10 protein-coding genes and 1 pseudogene are annotated in these 15,149 nt (G+C 48.5%); 10 read left to right on the plus strand and 1 reads right to left on the minus strand.

All coding sequences use genetic code 11. From position 1 onward, the window contains the following. The first annotated feature begins 4 nt into the window (after positions 1-4). The 8 genes from ACN6MW_RS23660 (at position 5) to sigK (ending at position 11,477) form a co-directional block, all read left to right on the plus strand. Positions 5-910, plus strand: a complete 906-nt coding sequence (locus ACN6MW_RS23660; protein ID WP_419872335.1) for a nucleoside hydrolase — start codon at positions 5-7, stop codon at positions 908-910. Positions 911-1,020: 110 nt separating this feature from the next. After that, positions 1,021-3,420, plus strand: coding sequence for an alpha-L-rhamnosidase C-terminal domain-containing protein (locus ACN6MW_RS23665; RefSeq protein WP_419872336.1), 2,400 nt, complete (start codon positions 1,021-1,023; stop codon positions 3,418-3,420). 20 nt (positions 3,421-3,440) lie between these two features. Beyond that, entirely contained in the window at positions 3,441-5,165 is a 1,725-nt protein-coding gene (locus ACN6MW_RS23670) for a DUF5605 domain-containing protein (protein ID WP_419872337.1), read from the plus strand. A gap of 58 nt (positions 5,166-5,223) precedes the next feature. Then, the gene (locus tag ACN6MW_RS23675) at positions 5,224-6,768 is read left to right on the plus strand and encodes a glycoside hydrolase family 43 protein (protein ID WP_419876426.1); all 1,545 of its coding nucleotides are present in this window, start codon (positions 5,224-5,226) and stop codon (positions 6,766-6,768) included. Between the two features lie 21 nt (positions 6,769-6,789). Further along, positions 6,790-9,477, plus strand: coding sequence for a glycoside hydrolase family 78 protein (locus ACN6MW_RS23680; protein WP_419872338.1), 2,688 nt, complete (start codon positions 6,790-6,792; stop codon positions 9,475-9,477). Continuing rightward, the gene (locus ACN6MW_RS23685; RefSeq protein WP_419872339.1) at positions 9,474-10,382 is read left to right on the plus strand and encodes a nucleoside hydrolase; all 909 of its coding nucleotides are present in this window, start codon (positions 9,474-9,476) and stop codon (positions 10,380-10,382) included. The genes ACN6MW_RS23680 and ACN6MW_RS23685 overlap by 4 nt, the downstream gene beginning before the upstream one ends. Positions 10,383-10,472: 90 nt before the next feature. After that, positions 10,473-10,700, plus strand: coding sequence for a hypothetical protein (locus tag ACN6MW_RS23690; protein WP_419872340.1), 228 nt, complete (start codon positions 10,473-10,475; stop codon positions 10,698-10,700). 237 nt (positions 10,701-10,937) lie between these two features. Next, positions 10,938-11,477, plus strand: a complete 540-nt coding sequence (gene sigK, locus ACN6MW_RS23695; protein WP_419876427.1) for an RNA polymerase sporulation sigma factor SigK — start codon at positions 10,938-10,940, stop codon at positions 11,475-11,477. Positions 11,478-11,937: 460 nt separating this feature from the next. On the opposite strand, the pseudogene ACN6MW_RS23700 reads toward sigK, so the two are convergent. Beyond that, positions 11,938-12,182, minus strand: a pseudogene (locus ACN6MW_RS23700) (IS1380 family transposase); the annotation flags it as partial. A 101-nt stretch (positions 12,183-12,283) separates the two neighbouring features. Between ACN6MW_RS23700 and ACN6MW_RS23705 the strand changes: the two are divergent. Beyond that, a complete protein-coding gene (locus ACN6MW_RS23705; RefSeq protein ID WP_419872341.1) occupies positions 12,284-13,834 on the plus strand; it encodes a hypothetical protein in 1,551 nt (516 codons plus the stop codon). Between the two features lie 29 nt (positions 13,835-13,863). Further along, positions 13,864-15,147, plus strand: a complete 1,284-nt coding sequence (locus ACN6MW_RS23710; RefSeq protein ID WP_419872342.1) for a hypothetical protein — start codon at positions 13,864-13,866, stop codon at positions 15,145-15,147. Positions 15,148-15,149 lie beyond the last annotated feature (2 nt).

Raw genomic sequence — 15,149 nt, forward strand, 5'->3', positions numbered from 1 at the left:
GAGCATGAATTTTCAAGTACCAGACCCGAAACGGGTAAGGGTTCTCGTGAACACGGATGCCAAGAATGAGGCGGACGACCAATATGCGATCGTACATGCCTTGCTCACGCCCATGTTCATCAACAAAGGAATTATTGCGGCGCATTTCGGAACCGGGCGGACAACGGAATCGATGGAAGAAAGCTACGCCGAAGTGAAGCATGTCCTAAGTCTGATGGGGGATGCGGGTGATGTGCCGGTTTACAAAGGGGCAAATCAAGCGATGCAGGACGAGCGGACGCCAGTCGACTCGGAAGGCGCGCAAGCGATTATTCGCGAAGCGCTCTCGGACGATTCCCATCGGCTCTTCGTCGTATTCCTCGGGCCCTTGACCGACTTGGCATCCGCCTATCTTATGGAGCCCCGAATTGCTGACCGATTGACCGCCATATGGATCGGCGGAGGGCCATACCCGAACGGAAGAAATGAATTCAACTTAAGCAACGACATCCACGCGGCTAACGTGGTTATGAGCGCACCTATTCCACTCTGGCAGGTACCGCAAAACGTGTATAGCACGATGCGGGTCAGCCTCGCGGAATTGGAAGCCAGGGTGAAGCCGTATGGCGAAATCGGTAGGTATCTGTTCGAGCAGCTCATTCAATTCAATGACGACAATGCGCATGGGTGGCCGAGAGGCGAGAGTTGGAGCTTAGGGGATTCCCCCGTCGTCAGCCTCATCCTTGACGATCTGGAGTATTCGGACGGTTTCGTTACGGTGCCCGCGCCTCGAATTACCTCTGAAATGCATTATGTTCACCATCAAACGGAGAGGTTGATCAGGGTTTATCGCAATGTCGATGTCCGATTTACCTTGGAGGATATGTACGCCAAGTTGGAGCTGTTCGCCACGAAACAAGCCGAAACATAAGTGAGAACAGTAAGTAATCCGGAGCCATCGTGGATTACTTACTGTTTTTTAACAGATCGCGTTCGGGTCATAGGAATGATCTTTCTAACGAATAAAGAGGAGGAAACGATATGGAGGAAAATCGTACATGGAATGCCAGATGGATCTGGCATCAAGGTTATCCATGGACTTCGGAACCGGGAGCGCACGAAATGGTGTGGTTCCGCCGTGAATTTGAGGTCGCTGATCCGCAGCATGCAAGGCTTGTTGTGGACGTATCCGCAGACAGTCGATATCGCTTGTTTCTCAACGGGGAATCGGTCTCGGTTGGACCATGCAAGGGCGACCGGTCCACGCATTATTATGAGACGGTTGATCTGAGCGACCAACTCATTAAAGGAACGAACGTATTGGCGGTTCAAGTGCTGCACTTTGCTCCTTCCGGTCCTCACTTGCTAGGAGTCAGCGGACCGCTTTCGGTTCATCGAGCTATCAGCGGCGCCATGATTCTCGAGGGAGAACTGATTGAAGTTAGCGGTCATTCCGAGTTCTTGCATTCGGACGAGAAGTGGACGTGCAAAAAAATGCCGGGCTTTAAGCTTGTGCCGAGCCCGCTCATCTTCTTCCTTGGCGGGTTCGAAGATACGGACGGAAGTGGACTTGACCACGGCTGGGAGCTACCCGGATTCGATGGACATGGCTGGGCGAATGCCGTAATCGTCTGTGAAACCGACGAAAAATTCGGTCAACTGACACCATGGCAATTGGCGCCGCGATCGATTCCGCCGATGCGAGAAGAGCCTGCTTCGTTCAGAGGAATTACGAAGGCTGATGATAGTGCTGCCATCTCTCGCTACGAGGCCATGCTGGGAGGTAGAGGGACAAGTGCCGTAAGAGTGGAAGCGGGACAATCCATCTGGTTGGAGCTGGATGCCGGCGAATTAGTGACCGGATACGTGACGTTGAAGCTGCGGGGCGGCAGGGAGAGTCGTATCAAGTTGCTTTATGCGGAATGTTATGAAGAACCTGAATCCAATCTTCATCACAGAATCAAAGGGATTCGAGATGATGCGGAGAATGGGATCCTTATCGGTGAAGCGGATCATTATACTGTGGCTGGAGTGGGTATCGGACAAAACGTGGAATGTTACGAGCCGTTCGACTTCCGCACATTCAGGTATATCAGGCTCGAGGCTACAGCGAAGGACGAGCCGCTTGAAATCGTGCTGCTATCCTACCGGGACACGGGTTACCCATTGCATGTCGATGCTGCATTCTCTTGTTCGGATCCGGACTACGTATCGCTTTGGGATTTATCTCTGAACACGCTCCGGCGCTGCATGCATGAAACGTACGAAGATTGTCCCTACTATGAACAACTGCAATACACGATGGACACGCGTCTGCAGATGATGTTCACATACGCGGTCAGCGCCGACGATCGGCTGGCTCGACGCGCGTTGTTCGATTATCATAGCTCCGCACTGCCTTCTGGAATGCTGCAGAGCCGCTATCCGTCGGAATATAGGCAAGTCATACCTTCCTTCTCGTTATATTGGATTCATATGCTCTATGAGCACTATATGCATTTTGGAGATCGCGAGCTGATTCGGCGATATGTACCGACGATGACCGGCGTACTGGATTGGTTCCGAAGACTGCTCACGCCGGAAGGGCTCGTTGCTCCGACGCCGCGCGCTTACTGGCCTTATTTCGACTGGTGCAAAGATTGGGAGATTGGAACGCCTCCGGCACATGCCAAAGGTCCGCTCACCCTCCTCAGTCAGATGTTCGCGGCAGCGCTTCGTACCGCATCCCTACTATATGAAGCTGTTGGTTGGCAGGATGCCGCACGCGAGGCGAAGGCGGATGCGAATAACGTGAATGAAGCGTTGCTTCGGCTTTGCTGGAGATCGGAACGCGGGTTGTTCGCGGATGGGCCAGAAGTGGAAGAGTTCAGCCAACACGCGCAGGTGTGGGGAGTCGTATGCGGTGCGGTGAAGGGCGAAGATGCCGCTCGTTTACTGGAACGTACACTTGAACCGCAGGAGGGTCACATGGCGCAGTTATCGGTGCCGGCTTCCTATGAACTGTTTCGCATGTTATCTCGTCACGGATTATATAGGAAAGCCTCAACAGTCATTAATCGGTGGAAAGCCTTTCTGCACTCGCATTTAACGACGCTGCCGGAGGTAACGGATGACAATAACCCTCGCAGCGATTGCCACGCCTGGAGCGCGTTGCCGCTTTCGGAATTTACAAGCGAGATACTTGGGGTCCGACCCGGCGCTCCGGGGTACTCGGCGATCATCGTTGAGCCCAAGCCGATGCAACTGAGCTGGGCCAAAGGCAGCGTTGCCACTCGTCACGGGTCTGTTGATGTCGATTGGACGTTGGATGAGGAAGAGGAGTTCGAATTGTCAGGCACTGGACCGGACGGAATTCCGATTACTGTAGTGCTGCCGAACGGCAAAGAGTTAGAATTCCGGGATGGCGGACGCTTCGAAGCTTCAGTCAAGCTGCAAGCATAATTGAGCAGGAGGATGCTGGTATGAAAATAACACAAGACACGAAGATCGGAAACATATGGTCCAATGAACGGGGACGCTCCGTTATCCGCCAATATACGCCGGAAATCGAGATGGAACATCTCTTCATTATTACCCAAGCGAGTACCCTGGCGGAGTACGCTTCCAATAAACTTGTCCATCCGAATCCTGATGATTGGCTTGCATCTGTCCTCCGGGAACTGGAGGACGTTGATCTTTCGAGGGAGTGGGAGCAAGAAGCCGCTCCTCCTGCCGATTACGAAGATTCGTCTGTAGTGATTGGCAGCGCGGATCTATATGCATTCGACTCTGCAGAAAAGTGGTCGATATTCGAGATTGAGCTTCATGGTCCGAGCCATGGGAATCCATTTATGGACGTTGTGCTCGAAGCTCAATTCACAAGCGGCGAACATTCCGTGAACGTCGGTGGGTTCTATGATGGCGATGGTGTATATCGAATCCGATTTATGCCCCATGCGGAGGGCGTCTGGGTCTATCGAACAACAAGCAACTGCCGTTCGTTGAGCGGTATGGTGGGGCAATTTACGTGCACAGCTCATCTGGAAGGGAATCATGGGCCAGTCCGAGTTGCCGATACGTTTCATTTTGTATACGAGGACGGAACCCGCTATTTGCCGATTGGCACCACCTGTTATGCATGGACGCATCAAACGGAGGAATTGGAAGAGCAAACGTTGTCCACGCTTGCCCAATCGGCCTTTAATAAAATCCGAATGTGCATCTTTCCGAAGTCTTTTATTTTCAACGAGAATGAGCCGCTCCGCTACCCCTTTCCGGGTTCGATAGAGGAAGGCTGGGACTTTACCCGCTTTAACCCTGAATTTTTCAGACATCTCGAACGCCGGATAGCCGATTTGGGCCGGATCGGGATTGAGGCCGATTTAATCTTATTTCATCCCTATGACCGATGGGGCTTTTCCACAATGGCTCCTTCCGTTGATGCCCGCTATCTGAAATATATGACGGCAAGATTGTCGGCTTTCCGGAATGTTTGGTGGTCGCTTGCCAATGAGCATGAGCTGCTATGGGACAAGCCTGACGAGGACTGGGAGCGTTTCGGTCAAATCGTTACCGAGAATGACCCCTATGGACATTTAATCTCCATTCATAATTTTGTCAACGTATTTGATTTATCCCGGCCATGGATTACGCATTGCAGCCTTCAAAAATCGGATACCGATCGTTCCGCGGAATGGAGAAAACAATGGGATAAGCCCATCGTCATCGACGAGTGTGCTTACGAAGGTAACATAAGTCCTTTTTGGGGCAATATTACCGGTGAAGACATGGTGCGAAGATTCTGGGAAGCGGCTCTGCGCGGAGGTTATGCAGGACATGGTGAAACCTATTGCGATCCTGCCGATGTTCTGTGGTGGTCGAAAGGCGGACAATTGCACGGCTCCAGTCCGGAGCGAATCAAATTTTTACGGCAGGTTATCGAGCAAGCGCCTTCAGGCGTCCTTAATCCGCTCTGGACCGAGTTTGAATTTGTAGCCGGAATTAAGGATGAGTTTTATCTCTATTATTTCAGCACCAGACAACCGTGTTATTACGACTTCATGATGAAACCGGGTTACACCTATAACGCTGAAATCATTGATACATGGAATATGACGGTCGAACGAGTTGAAGGAAGCTTCGAAGGGAACTTTCAAATGAAATTGCCAGGTAAACCTTATATCGCAGTACGGTTAGTACGGAATTAACTCTTTGGCATATGCAGAGACAAGCATGCTTTCATGAAGGAGGATCCTTTTGACCCCTATAACGGATACCCGACATTATCATAACCCTGTCATTCCGGGGTTCCATCCGGACCCAAGCATTTGCAGAGTAGGTTCTGATTATTACTTGGTTACCAGTTCGTTTCAATATTTCCCCGGGGTACCGGTCTTCCATAGTCGAGATCTTGTTCATTGGGAACAGATCGGATATTGCCTTACTAGAGAGAGTCAGTTAGATCTAGAGGAATGCGAGAGCTCAATGGGAATTTACGCTCCAACCCTTCGCTATCATCAAGGGCGATTTTATATGATTACGACAAACATGAATCGGTATCAAAACTATTACGTCTGGTCCGAAAAACCGGAGGGACCTTGGTCCGACCCGGTTAGGCTCGATTGGCCGGGGATTGACCCCTCCCTGTTCTTCGATGAGGATGGCCGTGTCTATCTAAGTGGTACAAATGAGCTCGGATCGAACGAGCAGCCGGGCATTTATCAGGCGGAAATTGAAATTGAAACCGGAAAGCTTTTGTCTGAACGGAGGTTAATCTGGGTGGGGACCGGCGCTATTGCGCCTGAGGGACCTCATCTCTACCGGATTCAGGGGAAGTATTACCTCATGATTGCCGAGGGCGGCACTGAATACGGACATATAGTTACAATTGCGCGCGGGGACTCGCCTTTCGGGCCGTTTGAAAGCAATCCGAGTAACCCTATTCTTACGCACCGGAGCACGGGATCCTCAATTCAAGCAACAGGCCACGCTGATCTCATTGAGCTAGAGAACGGCAGCTGGTGGGCGGTGTTCTTGGGCATTCGCCCGGTATCGGTCCCCTTTGTTGGACGGTATCATCACTTGGGCCGGGAGACGTATCTGGCCCCGGTTACATGGTCGGAAGAAGGTTGGCCGGTAATTGGAGATGGGGGAAAGGTCGGGGAAAATATGCCTGCCGGAACGCTCACTCTAGGCGATGAACCGCGTCAGATGGTAATCGATGATTTCGACGGCAATCAGCTTCGGCATTGTTGGAACTTCTTAAGAAATCCGCAAGAGGGGGCTTGGTCCCTTCGAGAACGGCCGGGCTGGCTCACCCTTCACGGTTCAGCAGCGACTTTAAATGATATCGACTCGCCAGCTTTCGTGGGTAGAAGACAACAGCATTTTAACTGTACCGTTTCGGCCCTGCTCAGCTTTGACCCGGTACGAGAGGGCGAAGAAGCCGGACTTACCGTATACATGAACGAGCGATTCCATTATGAGATAGCGCTAACCTATGATCCGGACAAGGGCCGCAAAGTAATCCTGCGGCGCCGGCTAGGTACTCTATGGAAAGTCGAGCAAGAAGCGGCGGTTGAAGGCTCGGAAGTCATTCTGAGATTAGAAGCCAATCCGACTGCGTATTCATTCTATTACGTCGAACCGAACGGAGAGCCAAGAGCCTTAGGCTCCGGCGAATGCTCTCTATTATCCACCGAAGTGGCTGGCGGTTTCACAGGTGTCAATATCGGGATGTATACAACAGGGAATGGTAGAGCCTGCACTGTTCCTGCGTATTTTGACTGGTTCGAATACAAGCCGCTATGAGCTAAAGGAGCGACGATCAAGATGAGTTTTTTTACAGTGACGAACCTTCGGGTGAATTATAGGAAGAATCCATTGGGCATAGACGATATTCGTCCACGGCTCAGTTGGGTGCTGGTCTCGGAGAGGAGAGGCTTTGTCCAATCCGCCTATCAAATCGAGGTAGCTTATGGGGACGATTTCATAGCGGCATTGGTATGGGATTCCGGGAAGATTGAATCGGACAGAAACATACACATTGAATATACTGGTCCTACCTTAAAATCTCGCACGCGTTATGGTTTCAGGATTCGCGTATGGGACGATCAAGGGATGGTATCGGAATGGAGCGAACCTTCGTACTGGGAGACAGCATTGTTAGTTTCGGAGGAGTGGCAGGCAACCTGGATTACGGCGCCTTCGTCGCCTGAAGATACAGATCACGAAGCATGTGACTACGTGCGCTCGGACTTCACGGTATCGGGCCAGATCGTATCCGCGCGGGTGTACGCCACTTCGCTTGGGTTGTACCGGCTGTTCGTGAACGGCGAGCCTGCCGATGAGACGCTGTTTAATCCCGGGTTTACAAGCTATACGAAACGTCTTCAATATCAAACTTACGATGTAACCGCGTTGATCTCCGAAGGAGCAAACACGATCGGTTGCATGCTAGGAAACGGTTGGTACAAGGGGTACTTAGCCTGGGAAGGCCAGAAGGAACTTTTCGGGGCAAGCCGAGCCGCTCTGATTCAGCTGCATGTAACCTTGTCAGACGGATCGGAACAAGTCATCGTATCGGATGGCAGCTGGCGCGCGTCGACCGGACCGCTGCTCCGCTCGGAGCTTTATCATGGAGAGACCTATGACGCAAGACTTACGATCGATGGTTGGTCTTCTCCCGGATTCGATGATCAAGCATGGCCGAATGCTATTATCCATCAGGCTCCTGGCGCCACGATTGTGGCCCAGGAGAATGAGCCTTCTAAAGTGACCGAAGTGCTGAAGCCTGTGGCGGTGATCACGACTCCTCAAGGCGACACGGTACTTGATATGGGCCAAAACATGGTCGGGTGGGTTAAATTCACCGTGAACAGCGTAGCCGGGACCGTCATCACGTTACAGCATGCAGAGGTGTTGGACCGCGACGGGAACTTCTATACCGGAAATCTTCGTTCCGCGAAGCAGACGGTCACCTATATTTGCCGAGGAGGCGGAGAGGAAACGTACGAACCGTATTTCTCCTTCCAGGGTTTCCGTTATGTCAAAGTGACCGGAGTCCCGAAAGAGCAGCTAATGGAACACTTCGTGGGATGCGTCATTCATACGGCTTTGGAACCGACCGGAAGTTTCGCATGTTCGGATGAGCTTGTCACCAAGCTTCAGAACAATATCGTTTGGGGGCAAAGGGGGAATTTCCTCGATATCCCGACAGATTGCCCGCAACGCGACGAGCGATTGGGTTGGACGGGAGATGCGCAAGTGTTCATCCGTACCGCAGCCTATAACATGAACGTCGTTCCGTTCTTCGAGAAGTGGCTGAAGGATTTGGCTGCGGATCAAGAACCTGACGGAAGAGTACCGCATGTCATCCCCGATATCCCAATTGCTGGCCATGGTTCCTCTGCTTGGGGAGACGCCGCCGTTATCTGTCCGTGGACGTTGTATGAGTGTTATGGAGATACCCGCGTGTTGGAAACCCAATATCCGAGCATGAAGGCCTGGGTGGAGTATATGCGGGCGCAAGGCGACAACGAGTATTTGTGGAACACCGGCTTCCACTTCGGCGACTGGCTTGGCTTGGATGCCAAAGAAAACAGCTACACCGGCGCGACGCCAAAGGATTTGATCGCCACCGCCTTCTACGCGTATTCGACCCAGCTGCTGGCGAAGACAGCCGCCGTAATTGGCAATGTCGAAGAAGCTGAACAATACCGCGCCTTGCACGAAAGAATCGTATCGGCATTCCGGGCGGAGTTCGTGACGCCGAGCGGCCGGGTCGCTTCTCCGACGCAGACCGCGTACGTGCTCGCTCTGATGTTCGATTTGCTGGAGGAGAAAGACAGGCCTCGTACGGCGAAAATGCTTGCGGAGAACATTGAAGAGAATGGAACGCGTCTTACGACAGGATTTGTAGGCACGCCGTATCTGAACTTAGTGCTGTCCAGGTTTGGTTATACGGATCTCGCTTACCGCTTACTGCTGCAGCAGGAGTATCCGTCGTGGCTATTCTCCGTAGTTCAAGGCGCTACGACGATCTGGGAGCATTGGGACGGGATCAAGCAGGACGGAACGTTCTGGAGCGACGATATGAACTCGTATAACCATTACGCCTATGGCGCGATTGGAGATTGGCTGTACCGTGTCGTCGGCGGAATCGATCTGACGGAGCCAGGTTATAAGAAAATACGGATTCAGCCCGAATTCGGCGAGCGCTTGACTTGGGCTGACGCCTCATACAACTCGATTCATGGCACCATCGCGGTAGCGTGGAAGCGGATGGAGGGCGGCGCGTTTGAGATGAACTTGACGATTCCGCCGAATACGACAGCCGAAGTTTTTATTCCGGAAATCCATCGTGAGGGTATTTCAGAGAGCGGTATGCCATTGGATCAGATGATTGGTTTAGTTCGCGCCGATGTAAACGGTGAAGGGCATCTCCTTCACATTGGTTCTGGCAGCTACCGATTTTCGTTTATCCCGAATACCTCTTTCCGAGGAGGAATAAAAAAATGATCTTCGATAACTTTAGTTATAAAGTTCCTAGTCAGAAAATGATACGCATCATTACAAACTCAGACGCAAAAAACGAAGCTGACGATCAGTATGCGATTGTTCATGCACTGCTTAGTCCAAAATTCGATAATAGAGGGCTTATTGCTGCCCATTTCGGCGCGTGGAGAACAGAGAACAGCATGGAGGAGAGCTACGAGGAAATCCATAAGATATTGGACCTTATGAACATGAAGAAGGACCATTTGGTGTACAAAGGAGCACCGAAGTCGCTTCCGGATGAGGGAACTCCGATTCCTTCAGCCGGAGCGGAGCTTATCATTAAAGAGGCCATGTCGGATGATCCCCGTCCATTATTCGTTACATTCCTGGGCCCTCTTACGGATATGGCTTCAGCTCTGCTTATGGAACCGCGTATTGCCGAGAAATTAACTGTGATCTGGATTGGCGGTGGAGCGTATCCGGCAGGCGAGCCGGAATATAACTTGTGGAACGATATTCACGCAGCCAACGTCGTATTTAAGTCCAATGTGCCCGTATGGCAAGTGCCCAAAAATGCCTATCAGCAAGTCATGGTTTCCATGGCTGAGTTGGAGTATCGGGTCAAGCCGTATGGAGAACTCGGGAGCTACCTTTTTGAACAGCTTGTCGAATTTGGGCATACCGAAGCCGCCATCAATACGACCATTCGAACCGGGGAATGCTGGTGCTTGGGCGATTCTCCTGCCGTAGGGTTACTGCTCTGCGACCATGAATACCGATATGACTGGGTGCCGGCACCGGAAATTACTCCAGATATGAGATATATTCACGAAAGAAATAACCGTCCAATTCGGGTCTATCATGATGTGAATAGTAGATTTATTATGGAAGACTTCTATGCAAAGCTAGCTTTGTTCAACAAATAAATATCGGACTTATAAGATAATGAATAGGGAGCGGACGGAGGCGCAACCGCAAATCCTCTTCTCATGCAATTTCAGGCGGATATGCTCAATTTGGAAGTATGGACATCGGAGGTTGCGGAGCTATCGGCAATGGGGTCCGTATATTTGGCCGGACTCGGCGTCGGTTTTTGGGCGTCGCTTGACGATATCGTCCGAATAAGTCGGCAAGGGCAGCGATTTACTCCGTCTATTGAGGCGGCAGTTCGTGACCGGCTATATCAAGGATGGCAGGAAGCTGTTACTGCCGTGCTTAGCGGCACAAGTCGGATAGGGAGCTGATGTAGAGGAATCGAACCTTTGTAGGGCAGAAGGATCTGTTTTGAAGATTTATCGATAAGCGACATCGTTTCATAACAGAAATGGGGACGAATTGGGGACGAACTTCTTCCCCAACCGTCCTACGCCGTCCGAACAGATCGGGAAGCGACCGGCGAAATCCCAGTCAGGACAAGGCTTCCGTGGTTTTAATCGGACTGCAGCGTATATCCATTCCATCGCTGGCAGCGATGAGGTCGTATTCAATTAATTACATCGGGTTGTGTCCACAACGTCAAAAAATTCGACAATACAGGGGAGGATCTCGAGGACTTGATCTCGATCGGCACGATTGGATTGATCAAGGCAATCGAGAGCTTCCAAACTGGTAAAGGTACGAAGCTCGCGACTTTCGCAGCTCGTTGTATCGAGAATGAAATACTTATGCATCTTCGTTCTTTGAAGAAGACCCGGAAAGATGTGTCTTTGCATGATCCGATTGGCACGGACAAGGAAGGCAATGAAATTACGTTGATCGATATCCTCGGCACGGAGGCAGATGATATCGTGGATAAGGTGCAGCTGAAGATTGAAAAGTCGAAGATATATAAAAATTTGGATATACTCGATGATCGTGAGAAGGAAGTTGTGATTGGCCGCTTTGGACTGGAACATGGCGGGGATGAGCGGACGCAGCGGGAGATTGCGAAGGAGCTTGGGATCTCGCGGAGTTATGTGTCGCGGATTGAGAAGAGGGCATTAATGAAGCTTTATCATGAGTTTTACAAGGCGAAGCGGTAGATTAGATTGCAATGTAGTAAATTGTAACAGTAACAAGTGTCAAATTTTTAAAGATAGTATTTGGAATCTACGAAGTCGAACGGGTCTAGTTTACCTGTTCGGCTTTTTAATTCTCAAGGTTCCTTTAATCTTGTTTAATTTTGTAGGTTCACCTTGAACTTCTATAAGCAGTATTTTACAAACCACTTTAATAGCTTTTTTACTACAGGAATGATTGTAATGCAAAATCTCTAAAAATTCATTTATAAACGACATATTACGACAGTTTTTTTGGGTGGAAAGTATTAGAATATGAAGAATATATAAAAGGGGATAGGTAAAATGAATTAAATTGAAGAGATTGTGACTTCTTTCTTAAAACTGAATTACGAAAGCCCATAAGAAAACATAAGAAAAAGCGTTTAATGAAGAAGATATAGGAAGTGGCATCCAGTTATGGTTGGGAAATCATCTACTTTGGGATGCGATGAATTTCAAAGCCAATTTTTCCTTCCTTTATGTAGTTCTCCATGCAGCAGCGCTGGCCTCCCAGACTTCAGTGGTCACCATCGCCTCATACTGCCAGAGTAGATCTAGTTCGAGCTGAGGATGATCGTCATCGTAACGTTGCATCTTGCGAATAATCGCTACGCGGCGCGTCTTGGTCCACGTTGTGGCAAGGTAACAAAGGACGAGGCCTTCGATGATCCACTCCTCATCGACGAAAGCTGAAACCAATTCTTACCCTCAAACACAAGTGAGAATTGATGATATAAGGACACAGAATCAGCTTTCGACAACAGGAAGTATCAAAGGTGGAAATATAGATGAATGGAAAAGCAATGGTTGAAGCCTTAAATCAACTTTCAGGCGATGATTTAAGACGTGTACATGTTCTTTGCTGTGATACAGATATTGTAGATATTCTTACGACTAAAATACAAGATATCTTCACACGATCTAAGGATACTGATCACTTCTATATAAAAATGGAAGAGAGAGTGCAGCTGCTTAAAAGTAGAAAAGATGAAAGAATCAGACTTGAGATTCTGCTTGAATTAGCGAAGTGTTTAGAGATTCGTGGTACGTACTTAAATACTGAACAAGCATTTTTTGACTTAGGTGAACAGATTATCGTCCACATAGATCAACTAATGTTGAAGGATAAAAAAGATTACAAAGCATTTAAGGAAACTAATGCTGACTATAGCCTAACCCAAAGCATCGTTCGTTTCCAGCTCGAACAGATACTAAAGCAGATTGGCGATGAACTAGATAAAGCCTCACCTGAAAAGAAAGAGGAATATAGTAATAAGCTAATGGAATTTATCGATTCCTTACCGAATGAAAAACAAGCATTAATGAAAAAACATCTTAATATTGACAAGCTAACAAACGAGACACTCACTCAAATTCTGATTAAAGGTGGAGCAGGCTCATTATTTGTGGTGTTGGTAGAGGGTTTAGGCTTTAGTTTTTACACGACAATTACATCATTACTTGCTTCTACTTTGGGGCTAATTGGAATAACGCTTCCTTTTGGGGTCTATACCATGCTTACCTCTACAGTTGCTATCTTGGCAAGTCCCGTCTTTCTTGTTGGTCTTCTAGGTGGAGGCGGATATCTGATGTATCGGTCTCAAAATAACAAGCTGCAAAAATCACTGTTGCCTATAATAATTCTTCAAATAACATTACAAAATAGCAGTGGCAATGAGAATAACAGATCCTTAAAATCCCTTGTTGAAGAATGGAAAAACGTATACAAAGCATACGAGAAATCAAAGTCAGAACTGAAAGCAAAAGAGCAGTTCCTTCTAGCCTGTAAGCAAGAGATGAATAGGCAGAAAGAAGCAATCAACAGAGCTTCGTTAGAATTACAACATATTGACAGTTCGATCGAGAAAATAAGAGAAGACGTGAAAGCGAAGCTCAACAAAGTAAATGTTGCAGACTTATCCGTTACACCAAGATTCTCTTTTTTAGCCACTGAATATATGGAGAAAAAACATGAGCTCGCTACTTCACATGGTTCTAGACATGTTGATTCAGAGGGGATAGTGGGTTGGTTTAGGCAACAAAAGCAAAATATCACAGCAAAGCTTGATAATGATAACCTGCAAAATATGCTTAACCAACTACTTGATAAAATGGTGGATGAAGTGCTTGGAGTGAGTCGAAACTGGGGGAAGCAAGAGCGTGAGCAGCTAGTCATAATTAAAAATGATCAGCGGCGACTACGGACCGCCAGAATTCAATTGGAACGAAGCCACAGTGATGAGCAGTACAAGAAAGAGCATTTAGATAAAGCTATTTCCCAGCTTGAGAAAGACCGTAGACAATTAGAAGAGCAAGTATATGGCCTATCCCATTTATAGAACCTACATCTAAGGAGATAAGACAGATAATGAAGGGTATCCCTAATCCAGAGTTCTGGACAATGTGGAAACAAAAAGAGTACAAAAAGGCGCTTCAGCTCCCTTTGTATCCACAATCCAAATCCACAGGTATCATCAACCATATTCTGTTCGGGAACAAAGAAAGCTTACAACAAGCCGTAACAACGAGCTCACTAACGGTTGCTAACTTCATTTATGATTACTGTCGCCTAGACCCGACCGTAATGGAAGGTATTGATTTTGCACGAGCCGAAGATTTGTCCTCTCTTTTTACGTTTTCTCAGTTTGCAAATGAGATCGATTTAAGTGGCAACACAGGTGATGTTGCTCAGTTACAGGGCTATGTTGCAGAACGTATGGTTGCAGCAGAATTACAGTCGAAAGGTCACGAGGTGGAGTTTCCAGAAACCTCAAACCAGGCCGGTTATGACTTACTCGTGGATGGGGAGCCATTTCAAGTCAAAAACCTACTTACCACTTCAGGCGTTAAAGAACACTTAGAGAAATATCCTGATATCCCGGTTTATGTTAATGCAGAACTAGCGGATCAGTTTGCAAATAACCCAATGGTCTACGTCACTACGGTTCAGCATGATGAAGTGCTTAAAGCAACGAAGGAAACTTTGATGGCAGGATCAGACTTATTAGATTTTGAAATCCCGTACATCTCTCTGTTCGTTTCTACGATGACACAGTCAAAGAAATTGCTAAAAAGTGAAATTTCTCTCGGGGATGTTTCCATAAATGTGGTGACCGATACAACATCGCGAATCGTTATGGGTAAAATCGGCCAGCATACGGTAGCTGCCGCAGGATTGTTATTATTTGGCCCTGCAGGTGGTCTAGTGGGTAGTGGAGTAGGCGTTATTGTAGGAGCTTCACAAGGCAGCAGAATTTCATCCACGCTCAGGTCACTTCGCGCTCGTACCGAAGAGGTAGAGCTAGACAATGCGATGAAGAATCTGTCTCAAACAGTATCGCAGCAAGTAGACAGAAAGAAGCGACAGAAAGAGAAAAAGTTCAAGCAAATGTCTCAGCACCTTCAGTCTTCAGAAGCGGGTTCTCAAATAAAAGAAGTCTTTAGAGGTAGAGTGATAGACGAGGTTCAGTATTTAGAGGACAAAAAAAGAGAAATTCATTCCATTGCCTCACAGACAAGTGCTTATTCGCCTTTAGAGTGCGTGAAGCCCATGGTCGAAAGAGTGCTTCAAACAGGCGTACACCCTAAACACTATCAAAATGAGCTTCGGAGTGTGATACAGAAGCTGAGATTATATTCAAGCAAGCTTTAACG

It is taken from the genome of Pristimantibacillus sp. PTI5, assembly GCF_048572955.1.
Classification (GTDB): Bacteria; Bacillota; Bacilli; order Paenibacillales; family Paenibacillaceae; genus Pristimantibacillus.

Excerpts from the sequence above, each read along its gene's own strand:
- ACN6MW_RS23660 (WP_419872335.1), top strand. The coding sequence starts at position 5 with ATGAATTTTCAAGTACCAGACCCGAAACGGGTAAGGGTTCTCGTGAAC.
- ACN6MW_RS23665 (WP_419872336.1), top strand. The coding sequence starts at position 1,021 with ATGGAGGAAAATCGTACATGGAATGCCAGATGGATCTGGCATCAAGGT.
- ACN6MW_RS23670 (WP_419872337.1), top strand. The coding sequence starts at position 3,441 with ATGAAAATAACACAAGACACGAAGATCGGAAACATATGGTCCAATGAA.
- ACN6MW_RS23680 (WP_419872338.1), top strand. The coding sequence starts at position 6,790 with ATGAGTTTTTTTACAGTGACGAACCTTCGGGTGAATTATAGGAAGAAT.
- ACN6MW_RS23685 (WP_419872339.1), top strand. The coding sequence starts at position 9,474 with ATGATCTTCGATAACTTTAGTTATAAAGTTCCTAGTCAGAAAATGATA.
- ACN6MW_RS23705 (WP_419872341.1), top strand. The coding sequence starts at position 12,284 with ATGAATGGAAAAGCAATGGTTGAAGCCTTAAATCAACTTTCAGGCGAT.
- ACN6MW_RS23710 (WP_419872342.1), top strand. The coding sequence starts at position 13,864 with ATGAAGGGTATCCCTAATCCAGAGTTCTGGACAATGTGGAAACAAAAA.